Source organism: Variovorax sp. LjRoot130 (genome assembly GCF_964253755.1).
Classification (GTDB): domain Bacteria; phylum Pseudomonadota; class Gammaproteobacteria; order Burkholderiales; family Burkholderiaceae_C; genus Variovorax.
The window spans coordinates 117,548-137,236 of sequence record NZ_CAXURM020000001.1; the positions used below are offsets into that span (position 1 = coordinate 117,548).

At 65.5% G+C, this 19,689-nt stretch carries 25 protein-coding genes; 11 read left to right on the forward strand and 14 right to left on the reverse strand.

Annotated elements, in window-relative coordinates; genetic code table 11:
• Positions 1-59 precede the first annotated feature (59 nt).
• Both boxA and ACSQ86_RS00620 read left to right on the forward strand, forming a co-directional pair.
• Complete coding sequence (gene boxA / locus ACSQ86_RS00615; RefSeq protein WP_436302310.1) at positions 60-1,340, forward strand: benzoyl-CoA 2,3-epoxidase subunit BoxA; 1,281 nt, start codon at positions 60-62, stop codon at positions 1,338-1,340.
• 9 nt (positions 1,341-1,349) lie between these two features.
• A complete protein-coding gene (locus tag ACSQ86_RS00620) occupies positions 1,350-1,787 on the forward strand; it encodes a MaoC family dehydratase (RefSeq protein WP_436302311.1) in 438 nt (145 codons plus the stop codon).
• On the opposite strand, the gene ACSQ86_RS00625 is transcribed toward ACSQ86_RS00620, so the two are convergent.
• Genes ACSQ86_RS00625 through ACSQ86_RS00635 form a run of 3 tightly spaced genes read right to left on the reverse strand, consistent with a single transcriptional unit; the run spans position 1,771 to position 4,065 of the window.
• Positions 1,771-2,643 (reverse strand): DMT family transporter, encoded by an 873-nt coding sequence (locus tag ACSQ86_RS00625; protein ID WP_436302312.1) that lies wholly within the window; start codon positions 2,641-2,643, stop codon positions 1,771-1,773. The two genes, ACSQ86_RS00620 and ACSQ86_RS00625, sit on opposite strands and share 17 nt — an antisense overlap.
• Positions 2,636-3,466, reverse strand: coding sequence for a DUF2182 domain-containing protein (locus tag ACSQ86_RS00630; RefSeq protein ID WP_436302313.1), 831 nt, complete (start codon positions 3,464-3,466; stop codon positions 2,636-2,638). Before ACSQ86_RS00630 ends, ACSQ86_RS00625 begins: the two co-directional genes overlap by 8 nt.
• On the reverse strand, positions 3,463-4,065 hold the full coding sequence (locus tag ACSQ86_RS00635) for a DUF1326 domain-containing protein (RefSeq protein WP_436302314.1): 603 nt from the start codon (positions 4,063-4,065) through the stop codon (positions 3,463-3,465). The genes ACSQ86_RS00630 and ACSQ86_RS00635 overlap by 4 nt, the downstream gene beginning before the upstream one ends.
• Before the next feature lie 185 nt (positions 4,066-4,250).
• Between ACSQ86_RS00635 and ACSQ86_RS00640 the strand changes: the two genes are divergently transcribed.
• The 4 genes from ACSQ86_RS00640 (at position 4,251) to ACSQ86_RS00655 (ending at position 7,851) form a co-directional block, all read left to right on the forward strand.
• The gene (locus ACSQ86_RS00640) at positions 4,251-4,811 is read left to right on the forward strand and encodes a GAF domain-containing protein (RefSeq protein ID WP_436302315.1); all 561 of its coding nucleotides are present in this window, start codon (positions 4,251-4,253) and stop codon (positions 4,809-4,811) included.
• A gap of 84 nt (positions 4,812-4,895) precedes the next feature.
• Positions 4,896-5,696, forward strand: coding sequence for an alpha/beta fold hydrolase (locus ACSQ86_RS00645; RefSeq protein WP_436302316.1), 801 nt, complete (start codon positions 4,896-4,898; stop codon positions 5,694-5,696).
• 181 nt (positions 5,697-5,877) lie between these two features.
• Entirely contained in the window at positions 5,878-7,110 is a 1,233-nt protein-coding gene (locus tag ACSQ86_RS00650; RefSeq protein ID WP_436302317.1) for a DUF4382 domain-containing protein, read from the forward strand.
• A 273-nt stretch (positions 7,111-7,383) separates the two neighbouring features.
• Positions 7,384-7,851 (forward strand): ASCH domain-containing protein, encoded by a 468-nt coding sequence (locus ACSQ86_RS00655; protein WP_436302319.1) that lies wholly within the window; start codon positions 7,384-7,386, stop codon positions 7,849-7,851.
• Between the two features lie 13 nt (positions 7,852-7,864).
• Here ACSQ86_RS00655 and ACSQ86_RS00660 read toward each other — a convergent pair whose 3' ends face one another.
• Entirely contained in the window at positions 7,865-8,404 is a 540-nt protein-coding gene (locus ACSQ86_RS00660; protein WP_436302320.1) for a cysteine hydrolase family protein, read from the reverse strand.
• A 214-nt stretch (positions 8,405-8,618) separates the two neighbouring features.
• Between ACSQ86_RS00660 and ACSQ86_RS00665 the strand changes: the two genes are divergently transcribed.
• Complete coding sequence (locus ACSQ86_RS00665) at positions 8,619-9,191, forward strand: hypothetical protein (RefSeq protein WP_436302321.1); 573 nt, start codon at positions 8,619-8,621, stop codon at positions 9,189-9,191.
• A gap of 286 nt (positions 9,192-9,477) precedes the next feature.
• Here ACSQ86_RS00665 and ACSQ86_RS00670 read toward each other — a convergent pair whose 3' ends face one another.
• From ACSQ86_RS00670 to ACSQ86_RS00690, 5 genes are all read right to left on the reverse strand, one after another.
• A complete protein-coding gene (locus ACSQ86_RS00670) occupies positions 9,478-10,128 on the reverse strand; it encodes an FMN-binding negative transcriptional regulator (protein WP_436302322.1) in 651 nt (216 codons plus the stop codon).
• A gap of 90 nt (positions 10,129-10,218) precedes the next feature.
• On the reverse strand, positions 10,219-10,536 hold the full coding sequence (locus ACSQ86_RS00675; RefSeq protein WP_436302323.1) for a 1-deoxy-D-xylulose-5-phosphate synthase: 318 nt from the start codon (positions 10,534-10,536) through the stop codon (positions 10,219-10,221).
• Between the two features lie 72 nt (positions 10,537-10,608).
• A complete protein-coding gene (locus ACSQ86_RS00680; RefSeq protein ID WP_436302324.1) occupies positions 10,609-11,031 on the reverse strand; it encodes a hypothetical protein in 423 nt (140 codons plus the stop codon).
• Positions 11,028-11,585: a class IV adenylate cyclase gene (locus ACSQ86_RS00685; protein WP_436306232.1), complete on the reverse strand. Its 558-nt coding sequence runs from the start codon at positions 11,583-11,585 to the stop codon at positions 11,028-11,030. Before ACSQ86_RS00685 ends, ACSQ86_RS00680 begins: the two co-directional genes overlap by 4 nt.
• 40 nt (positions 11,586-11,625) lie before the next feature.
• Entirely contained in the window at positions 11,626-12,111 is a 486-nt protein-coding gene (locus tag ACSQ86_RS00690; protein ID WP_093104558.1) for a GNAT family N-acetyltransferase, read from the reverse strand.
• A gap of 238 nt (positions 12,112-12,349) precedes the next feature.
• On the opposite strand from ACSQ86_RS00690, the gene ACSQ86_RS00695 reads away from it, so the two are divergent.
• A complete protein-coding gene (locus tag ACSQ86_RS00695; protein ID WP_436308303.1) occupies positions 12,350-13,108 on the forward strand; it encodes a carbonic anhydrase in 759 nt (252 codons plus the stop codon).
• Between the two features lie 72 nt (positions 13,109-13,180).
• Here the strand turns inward: ACSQ86_RS00695 and ACSQ86_RS00700 are convergent, their stop codons facing one another.
• From ACSQ86_RS00700 to ACSQ86_RS00720, 5 genes are all read right to left on the reverse strand, one after another.
• Positions 13,181-14,428, reverse strand: coding sequence for a cation:proton antiporter domain-containing protein (locus ACSQ86_RS00700; protein WP_436302326.1), 1,248 nt, complete (start codon positions 14,426-14,428; stop codon positions 13,181-13,183).
• 202 nt (positions 14,429-14,630) lie between these two features.
• Positions 14,631-14,831, reverse strand: a complete 201-nt coding sequence (locus ACSQ86_RS00705; protein WP_436302327.1) for a hypothetical protein — start codon at positions 14,829-14,831, stop codon at positions 14,631-14,633.
• 123 nt (positions 14,832-14,954) lie between these two features.
• The gene (locus ACSQ86_RS00710; RefSeq protein ID WP_436308304.1) at positions 14,955-15,269 is read right to left on the reverse strand and encodes a DUF1090 family protein; all 315 of its coding nucleotides are present in this window, start codon (positions 15,267-15,269) and stop codon (positions 14,955-14,957) included.
• Positions 15,270-15,396: 127 nt separating this feature from the next.
• Positions 15,397-15,933 (reverse strand): GrpB family protein, encoded by a 537-nt coding sequence (locus tag ACSQ86_RS00715; RefSeq protein WP_436302329.1) that lies wholly within the window; start codon positions 15,931-15,933, stop codon positions 15,397-15,399.
• 94 nt (positions 15,934-16,027) lie between these two features.
• Positions 16,028-16,939 (reverse strand): LysR family transcriptional regulator, encoded by a 912-nt coding sequence (locus ACSQ86_RS00720; RefSeq protein WP_436292248.1) that lies wholly within the window; start codon positions 16,937-16,939, stop codon positions 16,028-16,030.
• Positions 16,940-17,067: 128 nt separating this feature from the next.
• Here ACSQ86_RS00720 and ACSQ86_RS00725 point away from each other — a divergent pair, with 128 nt between their 5' ends.
• Genes ACSQ86_RS00725 through ACSQ86_RS00735 form a run of 3 tightly spaced genes read left to right on the forward strand, consistent with a single transcriptional unit; the run spans position 17,068 to position 19,683 of the window.
• Positions 17,068-18,000 carry a dihydrodipicolinate synthase family protein gene (locus ACSQ86_RS00725; protein ID WP_436292249.1) on the forward strand — a complete coding sequence of 311 codons (933 nt, stop codon included), beginning with the start codon at positions 17,068-17,070 and terminating at the stop codon, positions 17,998-18,000.
• Between the two features lie 29 nt (positions 18,001-18,029).
• A complete protein-coding gene (locus ACSQ86_RS00730; protein WP_436302330.1) occupies positions 18,030-18,998 on the forward strand; it encodes a Bug family tripartite tricarboxylate transporter substrate binding protein in 969 nt (322 codons plus the stop codon).
• Complete coding sequence (locus ACSQ86_RS00735; RefSeq protein ID WP_436302331.1) at positions 18,988-19,683, forward strand: SDR family NAD(P)-dependent oxidoreductase; 696 nt, start codon at positions 18,988-18,990, stop codon at positions 19,681-19,683. Before ACSQ86_RS00730 ends, ACSQ86_RS00735 begins: the two co-directional genes overlap by 11 nt.
• Positions 19,684-19,689 lie beyond the last annotated feature (6 nt).

Here is a 19,689-nt window from a genome sequence, read left to right on the forward strand (position 1 = left end):
AAGCGCCGCGTGCCCCCACCCAACCCTCCCCCAGAGGGGGAGGGCTTTAGGAGAGACTAATGGAAACGGCCACCATCGACATCGGCGTCATCAGGCAGCACCTGATCGACCCTGAAATCTGCATCCGCTGCAACACCTGCGAAGCCACCTGCCCGGTCAACGCGATCACGCACGACGACCGCAACTACGTGGTGCGCGCCGATGTCTGCAACGGCTGCATGGCCTGCATCTCGCCGTGCCCGACCGGCTCGATCGACAACTGGCGCACCATGCCCGTGGCGCGCGCCTATTCGATCGAGGAGCAGCTCACCTGGGACGAACTGCCGGCCGAACTCACGCCCGAGCAGCTCGAAGCCGAAGGCGTCGCATCGCCTGCCGAAACGCTGGCGCCTGCGCCGGCCGCACCGCCGCAGCCGCCGGCCGAGCCGGGCGAAGTGCCCTTCAACTCCGCACAGTACGGCGCCACCACGCCGCCCTGGTCGGCTGCACACGCCTACACCAACCTGTTCCCGCCGAAGAGCCCGACCACCGCCACCGTGGTGGGCAACTTCAACTGCACCGAGGCCGGCTACGAGAACCAGACGCACCACATCGTGCTGGACTTCGGCAGCATGCCCTTCCCGGTGCTGGAGGGCCAGTCGATCGCCATCATCCCGCCGGGCACCGATGCCAACGGCAAGCCGCACTTCGCGCGCCAGTACTCCGTCGCCAGTCCGCGCAACGGCGAGCGGCCCGGCTACAACAACGTGTCGCTCACGGTGAAGCGCGTGCTGCAGGACCACCAGGGCAAGCCGGTGCGCGGCGTCGCCAGCAACTACGTGTGCGACCTCAAGGTCGGCGACAAGGTGCAGGTGGTCGGCCCCTTCGGCGCCTCCTTCCTGATGCCGAACCATCCGAAGTCGCACATCGTGATGATCTGCACCGGCACCGGCAGCGCGCCGATGCGCGCCATGACCGAATGGCGCCGGCGCCTGCGCAAGAGCGGCAAGTTCGAGGGCGGCAAGCTGATGCTCTTCTTCGGCGCACGCACGCAGCAGGAGCTGCCGTACTTCGGCCCGCTGCAGACCCTGCCCAAGGACTTCATCGACATCAACTTCGCGTTCTCGCGCACGCCCGGCCAACCCAAGCGCTATGTGCAGGACGCGATGCGCGAACGCGCCGCCGACCTGGCCGCGCTGCTCAAGGACAGCCAGAGCCACTTCTACGTGTGCGGCCTGAAGAGCATGGAAGAGGGCGTGGTGCTCGCGCTGCGCGACGTAGCGGTGGAAGCCGGACTCGACTGGGACACGGTCGGTGCCAGCCTGAAGCGCGAAGGCCGCCTGCACCTCGAAACCTACTAAGCTCGGCCGATGAAGTTCGCCGAGTTCCACACCGGACAGGTCATCGAGGCCGGCCCCTATCTGGTGACCGAGGCGGAGCTGCTGCAGTTCGCGAAGGCCTACGACCCGCAGTGGTTCCACACCGATCCGGAGGCGGCGGCCGAAGGTCCCTTCGGCGGATTGATCGCAAGCGGCTGGCATACCGGCGCGATCGCGATGCGGCTGGTCACCGACGCAGCGCTCGCGGATTCCGAATCCTTCGCATCGCCGGGCCTCGGCCACGTGAAATGGCCGAACCCCGTGCGGCCCGGCGATTCGCTGCGGCTCGTGGCCGACGTGATCGAGGTGCGCCGTTCGGAGAAGCGCCCCACGCTGGGCATCCTGCGCTGGCGCTGGCGCCTGTTCAACCAGCGCGAGCTGCTCGTGCTCGACCTCGAGGCGACCAGTCTGTTCAAGCTCGGCGCTTAGCCTTGGCCATCAGCACCAGCGCGATGCCTCCGAGGATCGCGACCGAGGCGAAGGCCAGCCGCGGCGTGATCGCTTCCGACAGGAACAACACGCCGCCGAAGGCTGCGATCAGCGGCACCGACAGCTGCACCGTCGCCGCGCGCATGGCCGAGAGCCCCGGCAGCGCCGCATACCAGATGACATAGCCGATGCCGGAGGTGACCGCGCCGGAGGCCACGGCCAGCGCGATCCCGGCCGCGTCCGCGTGGGCTCGGGACGCCAGCGCCAGGCTCAGCAGCAGCGCGAGCGGCGCCGCGCGCAAGAAGTTGCGCGCGGTGGCAGCCAGCGGATCGGCCACGCCGCGGCCGCGCAGCGAGTACACGCCCCATGCGATGCCGGCGATGGCCATCAGTGCGGCCCCGAGCGGCGGCGGCGCCGTCACGCCCGGCGAGATCAGGTAGACCAGGCCCGCGACCGCCAGCACGAAGCCGGACCAGGCGACCGGCCCGAACATCTCGCCCGAACGCAGCCCGACGCCCAGCATCGTCAGCTGCACCGCGCCGAACAGGATCAGCGCCCCCGTGCCCGCCGACAGGCTGAGGTAGGCGAAGGAGAAGAAGGCGACGTAGGCGAACAGCATGGCCGCAGCCAGCCAGTCGGCGCGGCCCGCGGCCGGCGGCTTCGCGCGCAGCCGCACGATGAGCGTGAGCGCGAGCGCGCCCGACACCAGCCGGATGCTGCCGAAGCTGGCCGCGTCGATGGCCTCTTGCTGCAGCGCCAGCCGGCACAGCAGCGAGTTGGCCGCGAAGGCCAGCATGGCGGCCACGGTGAGCGCGAGGGTCTGCAGGCCGGGCGGGCCGTCGCGCGCTTCAGGCATGAACGGCCACCAGGACCATGGCCCATGCCAGCAGCGCGACGCCGAGCGGCGTGCTGAGGCGATGGCCCCAGCGAAAGTTCTTCTCGATCGCCATCACGGCGGCCAGCAGCAGCATCCAGCCCAGGCTGCCGGTGCCGAGCGCGAACATCAACAGCATCAGCGCCCAGCAGCAACCGACGCAGAACAGGCCGTGGTGCATGCCCAGCGTGAAGGCGTGGCGCGCCTGCGCCTGCCCGCGCCAGTGCTCGATGACGAAGCTCAAGGGCGTGCGGCACTTCTCCAGGCAGCGGTGCTTGAGCTTGCTGAACTGGAAGGCCCCGGCCAGCGCGATGGTCGCGGCGCCGATCAGCCAGCCATGCCAGGCCAGCGTGGGCGCGCTGGAAAGCAGCGCCAGCAGGGTGCCGTGCAGCGCATGCGCCAGCAGGCCGAAGGCGCCCCACACCACCATGTAGCCCAGGGCGAGCAGCGCCAGCAGGCGCCCATGGTCCGGGCGATCGGCCGTCAATCGGTCGAAGGCGTTGAAGAGCGGCAGCGTGGTCGGCAGCATCATGGCCGCCGTCATGAGGATCCACGCGAGGCCGTAGAGCAGCGCGGGCACGAGCACGTCGCCCGCCGGAACGACGCGGCACAGGAACGCCGCCGGTCCCGATGCCGTCCAGTCGCCGTGCTCGAGATAGCGTCCGTAGGGGCTGCGCGCCCAGGCCCACAGCGCCAGCCACGCGAGCGCAATCAGCGCGGCCAGCAGCGGCAGGAACACGCGGCGGTGACGGGAGGCGCCGGCGGGCAGCCGACCCGCTCGCCCGGCGCCTGCGGCGGCGCTCATGCGTCGAAGACGAAGGTGCTTTGCAGGGCGTTGTGGTTCTTGATGTCGAGATCGATACCGAGGGCCGGGTTCTTGGAGCGATAAGTCGGCGCCTTGCCGACGAACACCGGCGCGCCCGGTACCGTCGAGAACACGGTGTCGGAGAGGGTGGTCAGGCCGCCCATCGCGCCGCGATAGGGCTCGAGTTCGGCGTAGTAGTTCTTGCCGATCGCGAGTTCGCCCTTGCCCTCGTCCACGGTGAAGCGGATCGGCGCCCGCTCCACCGACACCACCGTGCCGATCAGCTTGGCGAGGTCGGCAATCGGCCCGCCGGCCTGGCCGGTGTAGACCTTGATCAGCGCTTCCTCTTGCGCCTTGGAGGCGTTCTCGTCGACGAAGATCGCGGCGGTCCAGTTGCCTTCCAGGATGTTGCCGGGCACATGGGCCACGGCTGCGATGGTGTTGCCGCCCACGTCAAGGCCGTCCACCGTTCCCTTGTCGATGCGCCACGCGATGATGGTGTCGCAGGTGCCGTTGTCAGGATCCTCGCCGATCCAGCAGGGGCACAGCACATTGCAGTTGCAAACCTCGAGCAGGCGACCTTCCAGGTGATAGCTCATACACACCTCCGTTGAAGCCACTGGGACATGGACTTGTCGCCGCGACGTTGGCGGCAAGCGGGGAATCGATGCTACGCCGCGTGCCGGGCCAAGTCCATATCGGAGTTTCTGTGCCTTTCAAGGCTATTCTTCACGCGCGAAATCGCCGGGGTCCGCTTAGGATCGATTCATGAAAGTGGATATACATGAGAACGATCTTCGACAGTGAATCGGAGAACCCGGAGGGCTGGGAGACGCGCATCGCCGCCATCACAGCGGACGCAGTCGCGAATGCGGACGCCGGCCTCATCGAGCGTTGCATCGGCAGTCTTCTGCGCGTCGTGCGCGAACAGCTCGATCTCGAGGTGCTGTTCGTCGGCGAGTTCGTGAACGCCAATCGCGTGTTCCGCCACATCGATTCGAAGACCGCGCCGGCCATCGTTCAGCCGGGGCAGTTCCACCCGCTGGACGAAACCATCTGCCAGCGGATCATCGACGGCCGGATGGATTGCCTGGTGCCCGACATCACGCGCGTGCGGATCGCGAATGGTTTGCCCGACTACTACGACGGCATGGGCGCCCACATCGGCGTGCCGGTGCGGTTCACCGACGGCACCCTCTACGGCGTGCTGTGCGGTTTCAGCTTCGAGCCGGGCGCCGATCTCGAAGAGCGCGACGTGAAGCGCCTGGAAATGGCGGCCGACGCGATTGCCCAGCTCCTGGCGCAGGCCGAAGGGCACGAGGTGAGGCTGTCCCACACGCGTTGACGGCAGCGACATGCGGACGATCGGGCAAGCATGCCCGACGCGCGGGCAGGACGCCGCCGCGCATCGGCACGACAGTCGGTGCCCATGCCACAACAGCAACCGCCTTATTTCCGCGAAGCCGGCGCCGGCCCCGGCGTCGTCTGCATCCACGCCAATGCGAGCGCTTCCGCGCAGTGGCGTGCGCTGATGGAGCGCCTGTCGCCGAGTTACCGCGTCTTCGCTCCCGACTCCTTCGGCGCCGGCAGGAGTCCTGCCTGGCCGCCTGACCGTGTCGTCGCGCTGGGCGACGAGGTCGCGCTCCTGGAGCCTGTGTTCGCGGCGGCCGGCGAACCCTTCTTCCTGGTCGGGCACTCCTACGGCGCCGCGGTGGCCCTGATGGCGGCGCTCGCCCGCCCCGAGCGGATTCGCGCCATCGCGTTGTACGAACCGACCCTGTTCGCGCTGCTCGAAGAAGAAGCGCCAGGCCAGGAGGCGGCGAACGGCATCCGCTTTGCCGTGGCCGATGCCGCCGCGGCCATCGATGCCGGCGACCAGGCTGCCGCCGCCCAGCGCTTCATCGACTACTGGATGGGCCCGGGAAGCTGGAGCGGCATGCCTGAGGCGCGCCAGGCGCCCGTCGCCGCATCCATGGTCAACGTCGCGGGCTGGGCCCGGGCGCTCTTCTCCGAGCCCACGCCCCTGCGGGCCTTTCGCGCGCTCGATCTCCCGGTGCTGTACATGATGGGCGGGCAGTCTCCCGCTTCGTCGCGCGGGGTGGCCAGGCTTTTGACCGGCACGCTGGCCAAGGTCACCGTCATCGAGTTCGCCGGGCTCGGGCACATGGGGCCGGTCACGCATCCGGAGCTGGTCAACGACGTCGTGGCGGGCTTTCTCGCATGCCATTGAGGATTCGGCCGAAGGCCAGCCTGTCGGTTGCCGGGACGAGCCGGGAGCCTGACCAACGACCACATCGCCTGCTGATAACACCATCGTTGTCTTGCAGCGTGCACCCCTGCCTTGTAGGATTCAGGCGTCGAATGTGACTTTTTCACATTTGCTTCTGAACCTCGAAACAACAGAGCCGGACATGCTGAAAATCAAGAACCCCTTGGCGTACTCACTTCGCATGCTGACCCTGAGCAGTGCCCTCGTGCTCTCGGCCTGCGGAGGTGGGGGCGGCGGAGGCGGCGGGTTCTCGGCCGGGACCGGGACGACGGCTGCCAATTCTTCAGGCACGCTGCGCGTATCGATGACAGATGCGCCCGCCTGCGGCTTCGACAATGTCTTCGTCACCGTCGAGAAAGTGCGGGTCCACGGCGATGCCGGCGTCGACGCAGGCGGATCCGGATGGGTTGACATCGCGGTCGATCCGGCACGACGCATCGATCTTTTGTCGTTGACCAACGGCGTGCTCACGACGCTTGGCCAGACGCCGCTCGCAGCCGGCACGTACCAGCAGATTCGCCTGGTGCTCGCGGCCAACGGGGCCGGCAAGGTCGCCAACTCGGTGGTGCCGACCGGCGGTGTCGAGCAGCCGCTCGACACCCCCAGCGCGGTGCAGTCCGGCATCAAGATCATCCGTCCCTTCACCGTGGCGGCCGACACGCTGACCGACCTGATCCTGGACTTCGATGCCTGCAAGTCGATCGTGACGCGCGGCAACGGCACCTACGGCCTCAAGCCGGTAGTGACGGCGCTTCCGAGCGCGGTCAGCGGCTCGGTGACCGGCGTGTTGGCCAGTGCGCCGGGTGCCAGGGTCTATGCCGAGCGCAACGGTACGGTGGTCAAGGCTTCGGTGGCGGACGCGAACGGCAACTTCACGTTGTCGCCGATCGAGCAGAGCAGCAGCGTGGGCACCGTGGACGTGGTGATCGTGCCCACCTCGACCAACGCTCGCGGCACCGGCATCATTCGGGACGTTCCGGTCACCGCCGGCGGCAGCACGGCCCTTGCCACCGCGGGCGCCCCCATCACACTACCGAGCTCGGCATTTCGCAAGGTTTCCGGGGCTGTCAGCCCGGCCAGCGCGCAAGCAACGATCCGGGCCCTGCAGCTGAGCGGCGCGCGCACATTCGAGATCGCCGCCACGGCGAGCAACCTCGATACGGGAGCCTACGGCCTTTTCGATGCGCAGCCGGCGCTGCCGACGGCCGCGCCCATGGTGGGCACCTATCAGACGACGCTTCCCATTCCGCTGACGGCAGACACCGCCGCCGCGGGCAAATACAGCATCCAGGCAACCAGTGACGCGGGCGCTGTCAGCACGCGGCAGGTCGACATCACTGCGAGCGACCTTGTCGATCAGAATTTCCAGTTCTGATCGATCGGACTACCTTCGCACGCGCAGCCGCAACTTCAGCCCCACCAGCGGCGTTCGAAGCGCTGCGTGACCTTCACCAGCGTGGGATGGAAGGCCTTGATATGGGCCGGGTCCGGGCCGCGCAGCACCATGGGGCGCTGCCGCTTCCGATGATCGCCATGTCGGCCCCTTCGTACGCCGGTGCGCTCCAAGCGGGGCATCTTGCATCAAGCGGACCGCCCAGCGCAAACTGATTGCGCTGGCCATGAAACGAAGTCAACCCGCAGTAAACGCATGAACATCCCACCAAGCATCGCCGCGTTCTGGCAGGACTTCTGCACCGAGATGGGAGAAGATCGCTCCGCCCGGTTCTTCGAGGCCTTCCACTTCCACGACAACGAAGCCGGCGCCAACGAACTGGTGCAGCTCGTGCTCGCGGGCGTCAAGCGTGCCACTGCCGGTCTTGTCTGGACGTACGAGAGCGCAGGCGTCTCGCCACCCAAGCCAGGCGCCCTCAGCGTCGTCACTTACTGGGACGGCAAGCCCGCGTGCGTCATCGAGACTCTGGAGATCGAGGTGGTGCCGTTCGAGCAGGTCACAGCCGAGTTCGCCGCCAGCGAGGGCGAAGGCGACGGGTCATTGGCGTACTGGCGCGACGTCCATTGGGCCTACTTCGGCCGCGAGTGCGCTCGCATCGGGCGAGCGCCAAGCCAAGTCATGCCCGTAGTCTGTGAGCGCTTCAGCGTCATCTACATGTCTTGATAAACCGCAACCTTCACGCGCCGATTCGAAAGTCTGCAGTCGAGACCAGGCGAACGCGAGGGCCAAAACTGCTGATGTTGCTGAGGGTTGTGTTGTGGTGCTGAACCACCTGAGGCGCCGACAGGTACTGATTCCCCTCCGTCGTGTGCGCGTCCTCGACCAGGACCACCGGGTAGCCCAGCGCCAGAGCCCTTCGCGTCGTCGTGTCCACGCAGAACTCCGTGTGCATTCCGCAAACGACAAGGTCCGTGACGCCGTTGTCCTTGAGCACTTGCTCGAGCTCCGTGCGATGGAACGAGTCAGGGGAGGTCTTTCGGATGCGCAGGTCCGTCGCCTTCACTTCGAGGCCACGGGCCAGCTGCCACGAATCCGTTCCGAACTCGAGGTAGCCGGCATTCGATTCATGCTGGACGAAGACCACCAATGCGCCAGCGGCGCGAGCCCTGTCCGCCACCTGATTGATTCGACGGATGACTTGCTGCGACTCGAAGGCATCATGCTCGCCTTCGCAAAGGCCCTGCTGGACATCGATAACAAGGAGCGCGGTATTCATGCTTGGAGTGTGTCAGGCCGGAAGCCGGCCCAATTCGAGTTGATCGCCAACCGCTTGCGGCCATTTGGTCGACGCCGGCGATTGTAGGCACCGGCGCGCGGCCATGAACACGCGGTCGACCGGCTAAACAATTGCAGCGCTCTGCCGATATGCATGGGAGGCTGCAGGTGCACTCCTGCCGTCAGGCACCTCACCCTTCCTTCAAGAGATCTTCATGGCCCAACCATCATTTGCGGGGCGCGCAGCCACACGGCTTCTCGTCGTACTGAACACCATCGTGCTGTTGGCTGCCTGCGGCTCGCGCCAGCCCGCAGCGCCGCAGGCAGAGCCGGCCGCCGCCAGCGCGCGCAATACGGTGGTGATGCCTGCCATCGCATATGGCACGACCGCCAAGGGCCTTCAGCTATCGAAGAAAGACGATCCGTGCGATGTGCCGGCCTCGTTGCAGCAGGCCGTGCAAGACCAGTTGATCGCGCCCTACGAATACCTGCTTCCGGCCCGCTCTCCTGGCACCGACGGGGCGCCTGTGCTGAAGATCGAGATCACCGACATTCTTGCGAACGCCGGCGGCCTCTATGGCGGACCCAAGATCGTGCAATTGCGCGGCACCTTGGAACGCAGCGGAGAGCCGCCCGCCGGCTTCACTGCGCAGCGACAGATGTTCATTTACTTCGGCGTGCCGCGCAGCACCTGCAGCATGGTGGGCGTGGTGACCTATGCGTTGGGCGGCGACATCGCGAACTGGCTGCAGAAGCCGACCAACGGTGCGACGCTCGGGGAGTTCTGACGTGGCTGGGCGCTGGACTATGGCCGGCAGCTCAAACGATCGGGCGGATTCACGCGGCCGCCAGGGACATCGTCGAACGGGCTGGCGGGGGCGGCGCGAAATGCGAGCAGTGCTGACTGATCGCTCCAGCCGCAGCGGGCCTGCGGCCTTCGCGCGCGGCTGAGCTCAAACGTTGAGCGGTCCTTTGCGGTGTCGAAGTTGGTCTCTCGAACTTCCGCAATGGGCCCCACTGCGGTCCTACGATTTTCTCTGAAGCCGACGTTGAGTTGGAGTCCCCGTCGCTGGGTCAGACGTCTTCACGCCCAGACATAGCGCGCTCGACAACGGAAGCCATTGCCGCAGCGTTCTCAGTCCCTTCGGCGGCAAGCCCGGCGACGGTGCCTAGCCTGTCTTGCAATGCTTCATCTTGACTCGCCTTGAGCTTTCCGACCAAGCGCTCGATTGGAATCTCTATGCCCACCACCGCACGCAAGAGCTTGTCGATGAAGTCCGCTGGCGCGTCCGTCACCTTCCAAGGCGGTTGCTGTGAGGACTCATGAACAGCCGTCAAGCGAACCAGCATGTCACGCAGCCAGGCTTCGTCGTTGATGGCTCGGGCCACGCCGTGTGCGTGTGCGACCGCGTAGTTCCAGGTTGGGACGACCTTCCCGTGCTCTTGCTTACTCGGGTACCAGCCAGGCGTGATGTACGACTGAGGGCCTTGGAACATGACCACTGAATGCTTCGATGCGAGGAGCTGCGTCCACACGGGATTGGCGCGCGAGACGTGGCCAAGAAGTGTTCCGAGCTTGCCGCGCGACCTGTCCAGCAGAAAGGGAACATGGTTTGCGACCAGCCCTTCGCCGCTTGGCGCGACCCACGCGCCCAGCGGGTAGGCCTCTATCAATGCCTGGGCTTCGACAAAGTCGGACTGTGCGTGGTGCTTCGATACGTACACGAAAACTCCGAAGATTCAGTTGAACCAAGCACACCTCTGCCGAAGGGGCCGCTTCTGGCCGCATTCTGCCTTTGCACTGGGCGCCAATCTTCAAGCGACCTGTTTCTCGCCCTCGAGCGGTGAGGAGGCAACCCCGCGAACCTTCGACCAGTATTCGTCCTGAACGTCGTCGTCAATGACGGGCCGGACGTGCGTGGCGTACAGAGCGTCCTTGCCGTCCCGGCGGGGTCCTGAAATCCAGTAGTGCTCGCCTGTCTCAACGTCGAAGTAGTTCGACTTGAATCCGCTCCCTTTAAGGCTACGAAAAGCTTTGCCTCCGTAGTACAGCGTTGCCCCGGACTTGGAGCAGGTGACTCGGCCGATGCGAGCTGGTCCTGTCAGACCGCCCGACTTCGCTTCGATGTACATGATGCGGCTCTTTATCAGGTTCGTGCTCTTGTGAGAAGTAGGAGGCTGATGGGAGTGTCCGGTCGTAGCCGTTTACGGCTGCCCGCCGCCCCAGTCGATGTTGTGTTTGAAACCTGGGACAACTCCCAGGAGTCGTTCAGTGGCCTCCTTGGCGACCATGAAGAACGCAGCGTACGAAGCGTCCTGGCCGCCATCGCGAAAGCCCGAGAGCTCGACGTTGCACGCCAAGACTGAAACGTAGCTCTGCGCGAGCAGCGTCGTCAGGACTCCGTTCTTCGCCGCTGCGACGTACTCGTCATCGATGCCGTCCGCGCTGACCGAAAAGGAAAAAGTTGCGGCAGGTTTGATGGCGGCGGTCAGAGCCGCGCTCATGTTCCTTCCACCAAGCTGCCGACGCCACTCGTGAGAAACGATGCGCCCTTCGTGCACGCTTGCCCAAGGGAGTAGCTCCACCTTTTCAGCAAACCATTCGTTGATGATTGCGGGTGTTTTCATATTTGACGAGAAAGGCTGCACTGCTCGGCGGACCGCAACTCGGAACGCTGCTTGAGGAGGTCTACGTACGCAACCTCCACCAACTGGGCAGAATCAATCGCGAGACGCTCCATGAGTTGTGCCGCTTCGCGGGTTCCGTCGTCGCGTCCCTCGTCGTCCCGCAGTACCACTTCAAGTTCGAGGAAGGCACCCAGCCCACGAACCTCGTCAAGATGGATGCGCGTACGTCCGGCGATATACAGAACCCGATGCTTCACAACTCGCCCGACCGTGCCATAGGCAAGGTTCAGCGCTTCGCGGAGCCCGTCCGGTTCAGAGGTCGGCGTGCGAACGTAGAAAGACTCTTTCGGCCCGGCCTGGTCGGGGCGCCGGTAGAAAATCAACTCTCCAGTCCCATCGCTGAATGCCCGCAGCTTCAGCCGACCGCTTGGGCATGCAAAGAAGGTGTCATCCTGGAAGATGTCGACTGGCCCCGTGTCGGCAAAACTGGCCGTCACGGCAGCTAGCCGTGCAAGGTCCTGCACGCGTGCTTTGATTTCTACATTTCGAGCCATGTTCACATCATGCCTAGGTAGGGTTATCGCCGCGTCGCGTTCACGCCTTCACAAGCAGCCCCAGCACGTACTCGTCTACGTAATGTGGCTCGTTGGCCCGTTTGTAGAACTCGCGCAGAGTGCCCTCGTGTAGAAAACCCAGCTTTCCATAGAAGCGCAGTGCTTGCGTGTTGTCGCTCTCGGCGTACAGCTCGATGCGTCGGACACCCTCGGCCTTGAGCCGCTCTATCGCATCAGCAAGCATGGCATGCCCTATGCCTTGCCCGTGGCGTCGCGGGTCTACCGCCAGGGTTCCAAGCAAGGCGACATGCCGCACCCGACCTGGGTAGCGAGTCGCCTTGTAGAAGCCGGCGAGCGAGCCATCGACTTCCCACAGGTAGAAACAACTGCTTCTGATGAGCTCATCGTAGATACCTTCGAACTCGTCGAGCAACATGGGTTCGTAGGTGAGGAACGGTACTACCTTCTCGTGCGCGTAGATTGAGAACACGGCCTCAATGTCCTCAGGCTTGGCAAGTCGGCGCATTCAAGGAATCCTTGGGAATGACAGGAATGGATGGCGGCAGGTATGTCCAGCGGACGACCGCTATTGGCCCGCATTCTGCCCGTCACGGCTCGACCGTGACGCGCTGAAACTTCATCGCAGCGACGAAGCTTCGCGCATTTGCGCCTGCATGTCGGCGGAGTGCTGCAACTGTCTTGACGATTAAGACTGTGTTCATTGCCCGTACCTACAATCGCCGGCGTTTACCCAACGAGGATCCATGAAATCAAAACTGTTGCTTGCTGCGGCATGTGCACTGAGCGTCGCACCCCTGGCCTTTGCCCAAGGCCATCCCCATTGGAGCTACCAGGGCCACGGCAGCGCCGCCCACTGGGCTGAGTTGGATGAAAGCTTCAAGCTGTGCAAGCTAGGCAAGCACCAATCGCCGATCAACGTCGACACCCGGGTGGTCGAGAAATCGCCTGGCGCGAAGCCCCTCGGCTTTGCCTACGCGGCCGAGACCGGTGAAGTGGTCAACAACGGCCACACGATCCAGGTGAATCTGCCCGCGGCCGGCTCGGTCACCCTCGATCGGGTCGAGTACAAGCTGCTGCAGTTCCATTTCCACACGCCGAGCGAAGAGAAGATCGACGGCAAGGCGTACCCCTTGGTTGCGCATCTCGTGCATAAGAACGCAGAGGGACAGCTCGCCGTCATTGCGGTGCTGTTCAAGGCCGGAAAGGAGAACGCGGCGCTGAAGCCCGTGTTCGACCACCTGCCGGCCAAGGAAGGCGAAACCCTGAAGCTGGACGTCGCCATCAACCCGGCCGATCTGCTACCTGCCGATCGTGCCTACTACGCCTTCATGGGATCGCTGACGACGCCGCCTTGCAGCGAAGAGGTGCGTTGGCAGGTGCTGAAGACGCCAGTCGAGCTCTCCGCCTCGCAGCTTGCCGCGTTCAGGAAGCTCTACAAGATGAATGCACGGCCTGTGCAACCGTTGAATGGCCGCAAGGTGTTGACGGCCAACTCGAATTGAGCCGGCTTCCGGCCTCATGCATGCTGCATGCGACCGCGATGACAAGTCCGTCACCGCGCCTCCGGGCGCGGTCTAGGCGCTCGTCGGCCGATCGATCGGCTTCGGGCTCTTCCGGGCGATCAGCGAAAGTAGCGGGCCTGTCGCGGCCGTCGTGACCAGAGCCATCACCAGCAGCATCGTGAACAACTCGGCCCCGATCAGTCCAGCGTCAAGCCCGACCTTGATCACGATGAGTTCCATCAGGCCACGTGAATTCATCAGCGATCCCGTCGCCAGGCTCTCCCGCCAGCCGTAGCCGCACATCCGCGCACCGGCCGCACCGCCAACGATCTTGCCGACGCTGGCCACCAGCAGAATCAGTGCAAGCATGCCCAGGCCGCTGTTCGCGAACGCGCCGGCACTGGTTCCCAGCCCAGCCAGCGCAAAGAAGATCGGCATCAGCACGACGATCGACAGTGGCTCTATCCGCTCGGCCAGCGCGTGCAGAAGCCGGTCGTTGCGCGGAAGAGCAACACCGAAGAGGAACGCGCCGAAGACTGCGTGCAGATGCAGCCATTCAGTGAGCATGGCGCAGACGAACATGCCGATCAGCAGCGCTGCCAGCATCATCGGCGAAGGCACGCCGTCCGGCGCGTGGGTGCGCAGCAACCAGGCCAGCATCGGCTTCACAGCGAGGAATACCACGGTCACCAGCACAACCAGGCCGATCGCGATGCGAATGAAACCCTGCAGTCCGGCGCCAGCACTCGCCAGCGCGACAACCAGCGCCAGCAGAATCCACGCCAGCGCATCTACCACGCCGGCGGCGCCGAGCGACAGCTGGCCGATGCGCGTGCGCGTCATGTTGCGGTCCTTGAGGATGCGGGCCAGCACCGGGAACGCGGTGATCGACAGCGCCACGCCGAGGAACAGCGCGAATGGCCAGAATTCCACACCCTGCGGTGCGAGCGCAGGATGAAGGACCGGCGCGATCGCAAGGCCCAGGACCATCGGGAGCACCATGCTCGATACGCCGACCCAGCCCGCAGCCCTGAACTGCGCCCCCATGCCGCTGGGCGCGCGTAGCTCGGCGCCGACGATGAACATGAACAGCACGACCCCCACGGTCGCTAGCGAGGACAGCCCTGGAAGCGATGCTGGGGGAAAAAGCTGTTGATGCCACTGCGGGAACAGCGCGCCGAACACGACCGGCCCGAGCAGGATCCCCGCCGCCATCTCGCCAATGACCATCGGTTGGCCGAATGCCCGAAGCACGAGGCCGCAGGTCCGAGCGGTGACCAGGATGACGGTGAGCTGCAGGAAGAGGAGTGTCAGGGACATGTGGCCGGTGCCGGTTTGTCGAAGGCCCGTAGTATGTGTTTGTCGCGCGGCAGCGGCCCGGTTCCAAGCATGATTCCGGATCGGGCACGCCGAACGACCGCTGGGCCGCATCCTGCCACGCCGCGCACCGACGCTATCGGGCTCTAAGCCGTCCCCAGGACCAGCGCTGGAATGATGCGGGTCATGTGCGCCTTTGCCCCGCCTAGAAGTCCGCAAACTCGGTGGTGTGATAGCCGGTTAGCCGACCACCCTGAGTCGCTTCGGATGCTCGCGCCTGCCCAGTTGAAAACACAAAGGTTGCGGCGGTGAGCGCGACGAACGCGATGAGCAGCCAGAAGCCGAACGTGTAGATGAGCCAGAGCGGGCCTAGGGCAACAAGGAGAAGAAGCAGCGCTCTGAACATGCGATCAGTTTGCCCCAACCAGCGCAACGCGTTGCGTGATGGAATCGACGAATCACCGGAGAAAAAGCAGGGGCCGCCGTCCGCTCGTAGCTGGGCTCTCCCCAACAGATGCGCGGCGAGCCGTTACGGCCCTCCGTGCTTCAACTCGCGCAATTGCTCCTCTGCACGGTTGAGTTCCAGCCGCAGTTCCCGGATTTCTTGCTCCAGCCTCTCGATGCGCGCTGTGCGACTTTGCTCCAGGGGGGCGACCGCCTTGCAACGAGTTTGCAAGGCGGCCAACGCCTCGGCGAGCTGCCTTCGGCGCAGCATTTGGCCCTTGGAGCGGGCGATGTCGATGTCCCGCTCGAGCGCAGCTTCCTTAGCTTTGCAATCGGTGTTGTCCGCCTGGTCTACGGGCTGTGCGATGGCGGGAATTGCCAGAGCCAGCGCGATGGCCAAGAAGGAAGGTTTCACGCGCATACCGGTACCAGTGAGAGCAAGGAGAAGTCGAGTTTGCCAGCAACTTCCCGCGGTCGGCCGCTACCGGTTGCTCCGCCGGTCTCGCAACACGCTGACCGGCCCGCCTCTACGCCAGCCCGATCTGCGCGTGTATCTCTTTGATCACAGCCTCTTTTTCCCGGTTGTAGACCTCTGGATTGACCGGATCGATCATGTGAGCATGGTCCTTGGCTTCCTCGTACTTCCTACGCAGGTCTGGACGTCGATGGAGGATGTCCACAAATGCCAAGGAGTCCTTGTGAACCGGATCACCCCGATGGCAGATGTGTATGTTGATGTTGAACCTGCGTCCGTCGTGTTGAATGCACCCGCAGACGTACGGCTTCTCATCTTTGTCCACCCACACGGCACGCCGGTGAAATCCAAGCCTCTCAAACTCCTCTTGCGCAGCGCGTAGATCCTCTCGGCTCGTGATGGCGGCGATATCCACCATGGGTTTGCCCCGCAAACCGCGGATGGCTGTGCTCCCAATGTGAACGAGCTCCACGCTCTCCAGATTCTCTTGGACGTACCGCCGTACTTGCGCGAACACATCGGAGTACGCGGGATCGTAGGGCAGGATGTTGCGGTGCTCCAAGCCCTCGTCAAACGTGTCGACCTTCATGGCGCCTCCATGCGATGCAGCGACGAGATCGTCCCTGGTTGCGAAGTGTCCTCTCGCCGAGCGGTCAGGGCTGTCAAAGACCGGACCGTATAGCTCAGACGCGTCGCGCCGATTGCATAGCCGCCCTCCAGAACATTTCTGCCGCCCTCGGCAGCTGTCCCGGCGTGCGGAACAACCGGATCTCGAGCTCCACGTTCCATTTGCCGTCTCCGACCGGCAAGAGCGTTCCTTCCGCCAGCTCGGTTTGAATGAGGCTGACAGGCAGCCAGGCGATACCGCGCGCCTCGAGCGCCATCGTCTTCAAGACCGTCGCAAGGTGCGCGGTGAGGACCACGTTCGTCGCCAGCTGCTCGAGCCTGGCCCCGAGGACGGCGCGCATGATGCGGCCCAGGCCGGACTCGGTGCTGTAGGCGAGCATGGGAACGCGCGCCGAATCCGTGCCGCGCAGCGCATGGACCGGCGTGTTGCGTTTACCGGGGGCGCAGACCGGGATCAGCGCGTCGGCACCGACCACGCACGAGGGAAAGCCGCCTGCCTCCAGCCGTCCGGGAACCTGGGCATGCCCATGGCACAGCAGGAACTGCGTGCGGCCTTGCAGCATCAGTGCTTCGCATTGCTGCATCACGTCCGACACCAGTTGCATCGGGCCGGCGGACGCACCGGATTCCAGTCCGCGCAGCCATGCCGGCATGAAGGTCAGCGACAAGGCGTGCGTGGAGGCGATCCGCAGCGTGGCCGAACTCGCGTCGGCGACGGCGCGCGCCTCGTCCGGCATGCGGGCCACGCGCGCCAGCAGCTCCTGCGCCGATGAGCGGAACCACTCGCCGGCTTCGGTCAGCGTTGCCGGATGGCTGGTGCGGTCGACCAGCACCACGCCGAGCCACTCCTCCAGCGCGCGGATGCGCCGGCTGAAAGCCGGCTGGGTCATGTGCCGCTCCTCGGCGGCTCGGGAGAAGTTGCCCGTGGCGGCCAGGGCGAGGAAGTCTTCGAGCCACAAGAAATTCATCGGCGGTGCTTTGGCGGCATACAAGAAGAGAAAACGGGCATTGGCCTTTGGCGCGCTGCAGGGCGACCATGGGGCCACTCGGACGCGACTTGCTCGCCGTTCCAGGAGTTTTTAACCCAGGAGACATCATGCCGACCATCCAGAATTACCGCGGGATCATTCCTGCCATCGCCTGCCCCTTCACGCGCGACTTCCGCATCGACGAGCCCGAGCTGCGACGCCATGCGTCCTGGCTGGCCGAGCAGCCCGGCGTGGTCGCGGTCATGACCAACGGCCACACCGGCGAGGTGTTCTCGCTGACGGCGAAGGAGCGCGCGGAGGTCACGCGCATCGTGGCCAGCGAGCTCGAGGGCAGGCTCCCGGTGATCTCCTCGATCGTCTGCGAAGGCCTGCTGGAAGCCAAGGAGCATGCGCGCATGGCGCGCGACGCGGGCGCCCGCGCACTTGACGTGATGCCGCCGCACCACTGGCTGCGCTTCGGCTTCCGCGCCGGGCACGTCGCCGACTACTTCGAGGCGATCTCGGAGGCCGGCCTGGACCTGGTGGCCCACGTGTATCCCGCCTGGACGCGGGCCGCCTATTCGTCCGCCACGCTGGCAGAACTGGCGAAGCTGCCGTACGTGCAGGCCTTCAAGGTCGGCCAGCGCGACATGAACAAGTACGCAAGCGACATCAAGGCGATTCGCGAGGCCGATGCCTCCAAGTCCATCCTCACCTGCCATGACGAATACCTGCTGGCGTCGATGGTGCAGGGCGTCGACGGTGCACTGGTCGGCTTCGCGACCTTCATTCCCGGCCTCATCAACGATCTCTGGGAAGCGGTCAAGGCCGGCGACCTGAAGAAGGCCATGAAGGTCCAGGCCCTGATCACGCCGCTGAAGGACGCGGTGTATGGCGGCGGCGAGCCCACGGGCGAGGCGCATGCGCGCATGAAGGCCGGTATGTATCTCGCCGGCGTCATCAAGGACCCGACCGCCCGCCCGCCGACCGAAGCGCCGAGCGAGGCCGAGATGCAGGCGCTGCGCGCCGCGCTCGACAACGCGGGTCTGCTGAAGCGCTGAGCGCGCGGCGAGACCCAAGGATGACTGCCATGCAACGCAGAAAATTCGCGCATTGCGCACTGTCCGCCATGCTGCTCGGTCTGGCAGGCGCCGCCGGCGCCCAGGCCTGGCCGAGCAAGCCCATCACGATGATCATTCCGTTCCCGCCCGGCGGCACGCTCGACACGGTGGGCCGCATGCTGGCGCAGAAGCTCGGCGAGCAGCTGGGCCAGAGCGTGGTCGTCGACAACCGCGCCGGCGCCGGCGGCGCCATCGGCTCGGCGGCCGTCGCCCGCGCGGCGCCCGACGGCTACACGGTCCTCTTCAGCCCGTCGACCTTCACCACCACGCCGATGGTGGTGAAGACGACGCCCTACGACGTCAACAAGGACTTCCAGCCCGTCGCGCTGGTCGCGAAGGCGCCGCTCTCCATTGCGGTCAACAAGAACCTGCCGGTGAACGACCTCAAGGGCTTGATCGCGCATGCGAAGTCCCACCCCGGCAAGCTGAGCTTCGCCATCGGCTCGCCGGCCTCGGCAGGCCATCTGTCGACCGAGCTGCTCAAGCGCGCGAGCGGCATCGACTACCTGGTCGTGCCTTACAAGGGCTCCGGCCCCGCCTACCAGGACCTGATCGGCGGCCAGATCGACGGCTTCGTCGACCCGGTGCTCGGCTCGACGCAGTACGCGAAGAGCGGCATGTTGAAGGTGCTGGCCGTGACCTCGAAGACACGCATCGAGAGCATGCCCAACACCCCGACGGTCGCGGAGACCGTGCCCGGCTACGAGTTCTACAGCTGGTACGGCATGTGGGCGCCGGCCAAGATGCCCCAGGAGATCGCGCAGCGGCTGAACGCGGAGGTCAACAAGGCATTGAACGCGCCCGACATCAAGGACAAGCTCACCGTCCAGGGCCTGCTGCTGACGCCGGGCAGCATCGCCGACTTCGCCACCTTCCAGAAGGAAGACATGGCACGTTCGGCCAAGATCATTTCCGAGGCGAACATCCGTGCCGAATAGCACGCATGCCCTCGTGACCGGCAGCAGTTCCGGCATCGGCCTCGCCATCGCGCAGGCCTTGCTGGCGGCCGGGTGGCGAGTCACCGGTTTCGATCGATCTGCGCCGGCCATCGCGCACGCCGCGTTCACGGCCGTCGAGGTCGACCTCTCGGACGCAGCCGCGACCGACGAGGTGGCGCGGCAGGCGGCCGGCGTCACGGCCTTCGTCCATGCGGCGGGCGTGCTGCGCGTCGGCACCATCGGTAGCCTGAACCCTTCCGACGGCGAGCTGATGTGGCGATTGCACGTCGACGCCGCCACGCGCATCGCCGACGTGCTGGTGCCGGCCATGGCAGCGGCAGGCCATGGCCGCGTCGTCCTCGTCGGCAGCCGCGTCGCGCAGGGCAAGGCCGGCCGGAGCCAGTACGCCGCGTCCAAGGCAGCGCTGGTCGCGCTGGCGCGTAGCTGGGCGGCGGAAGTGGCCGCGCGCGGCGTCACGGTGAACGTGGTGTCGCCGGCGGCCACGCAGACCGCCATGACCACCGACCCTTCGCGCGCCGCGGAAGCGCCCGTGTTGCCGCCGATCGGCCGCCTGATCAGGCCAGACGAGATTGCCGCACTCGTCGGCTTTCTCCTGTCTGCGCAAGCCGGCGCCATCACCGGCCAGGACATCCAGATCTGCGGCGGCTCCTCGCTGCCGCGCTAACCCTGA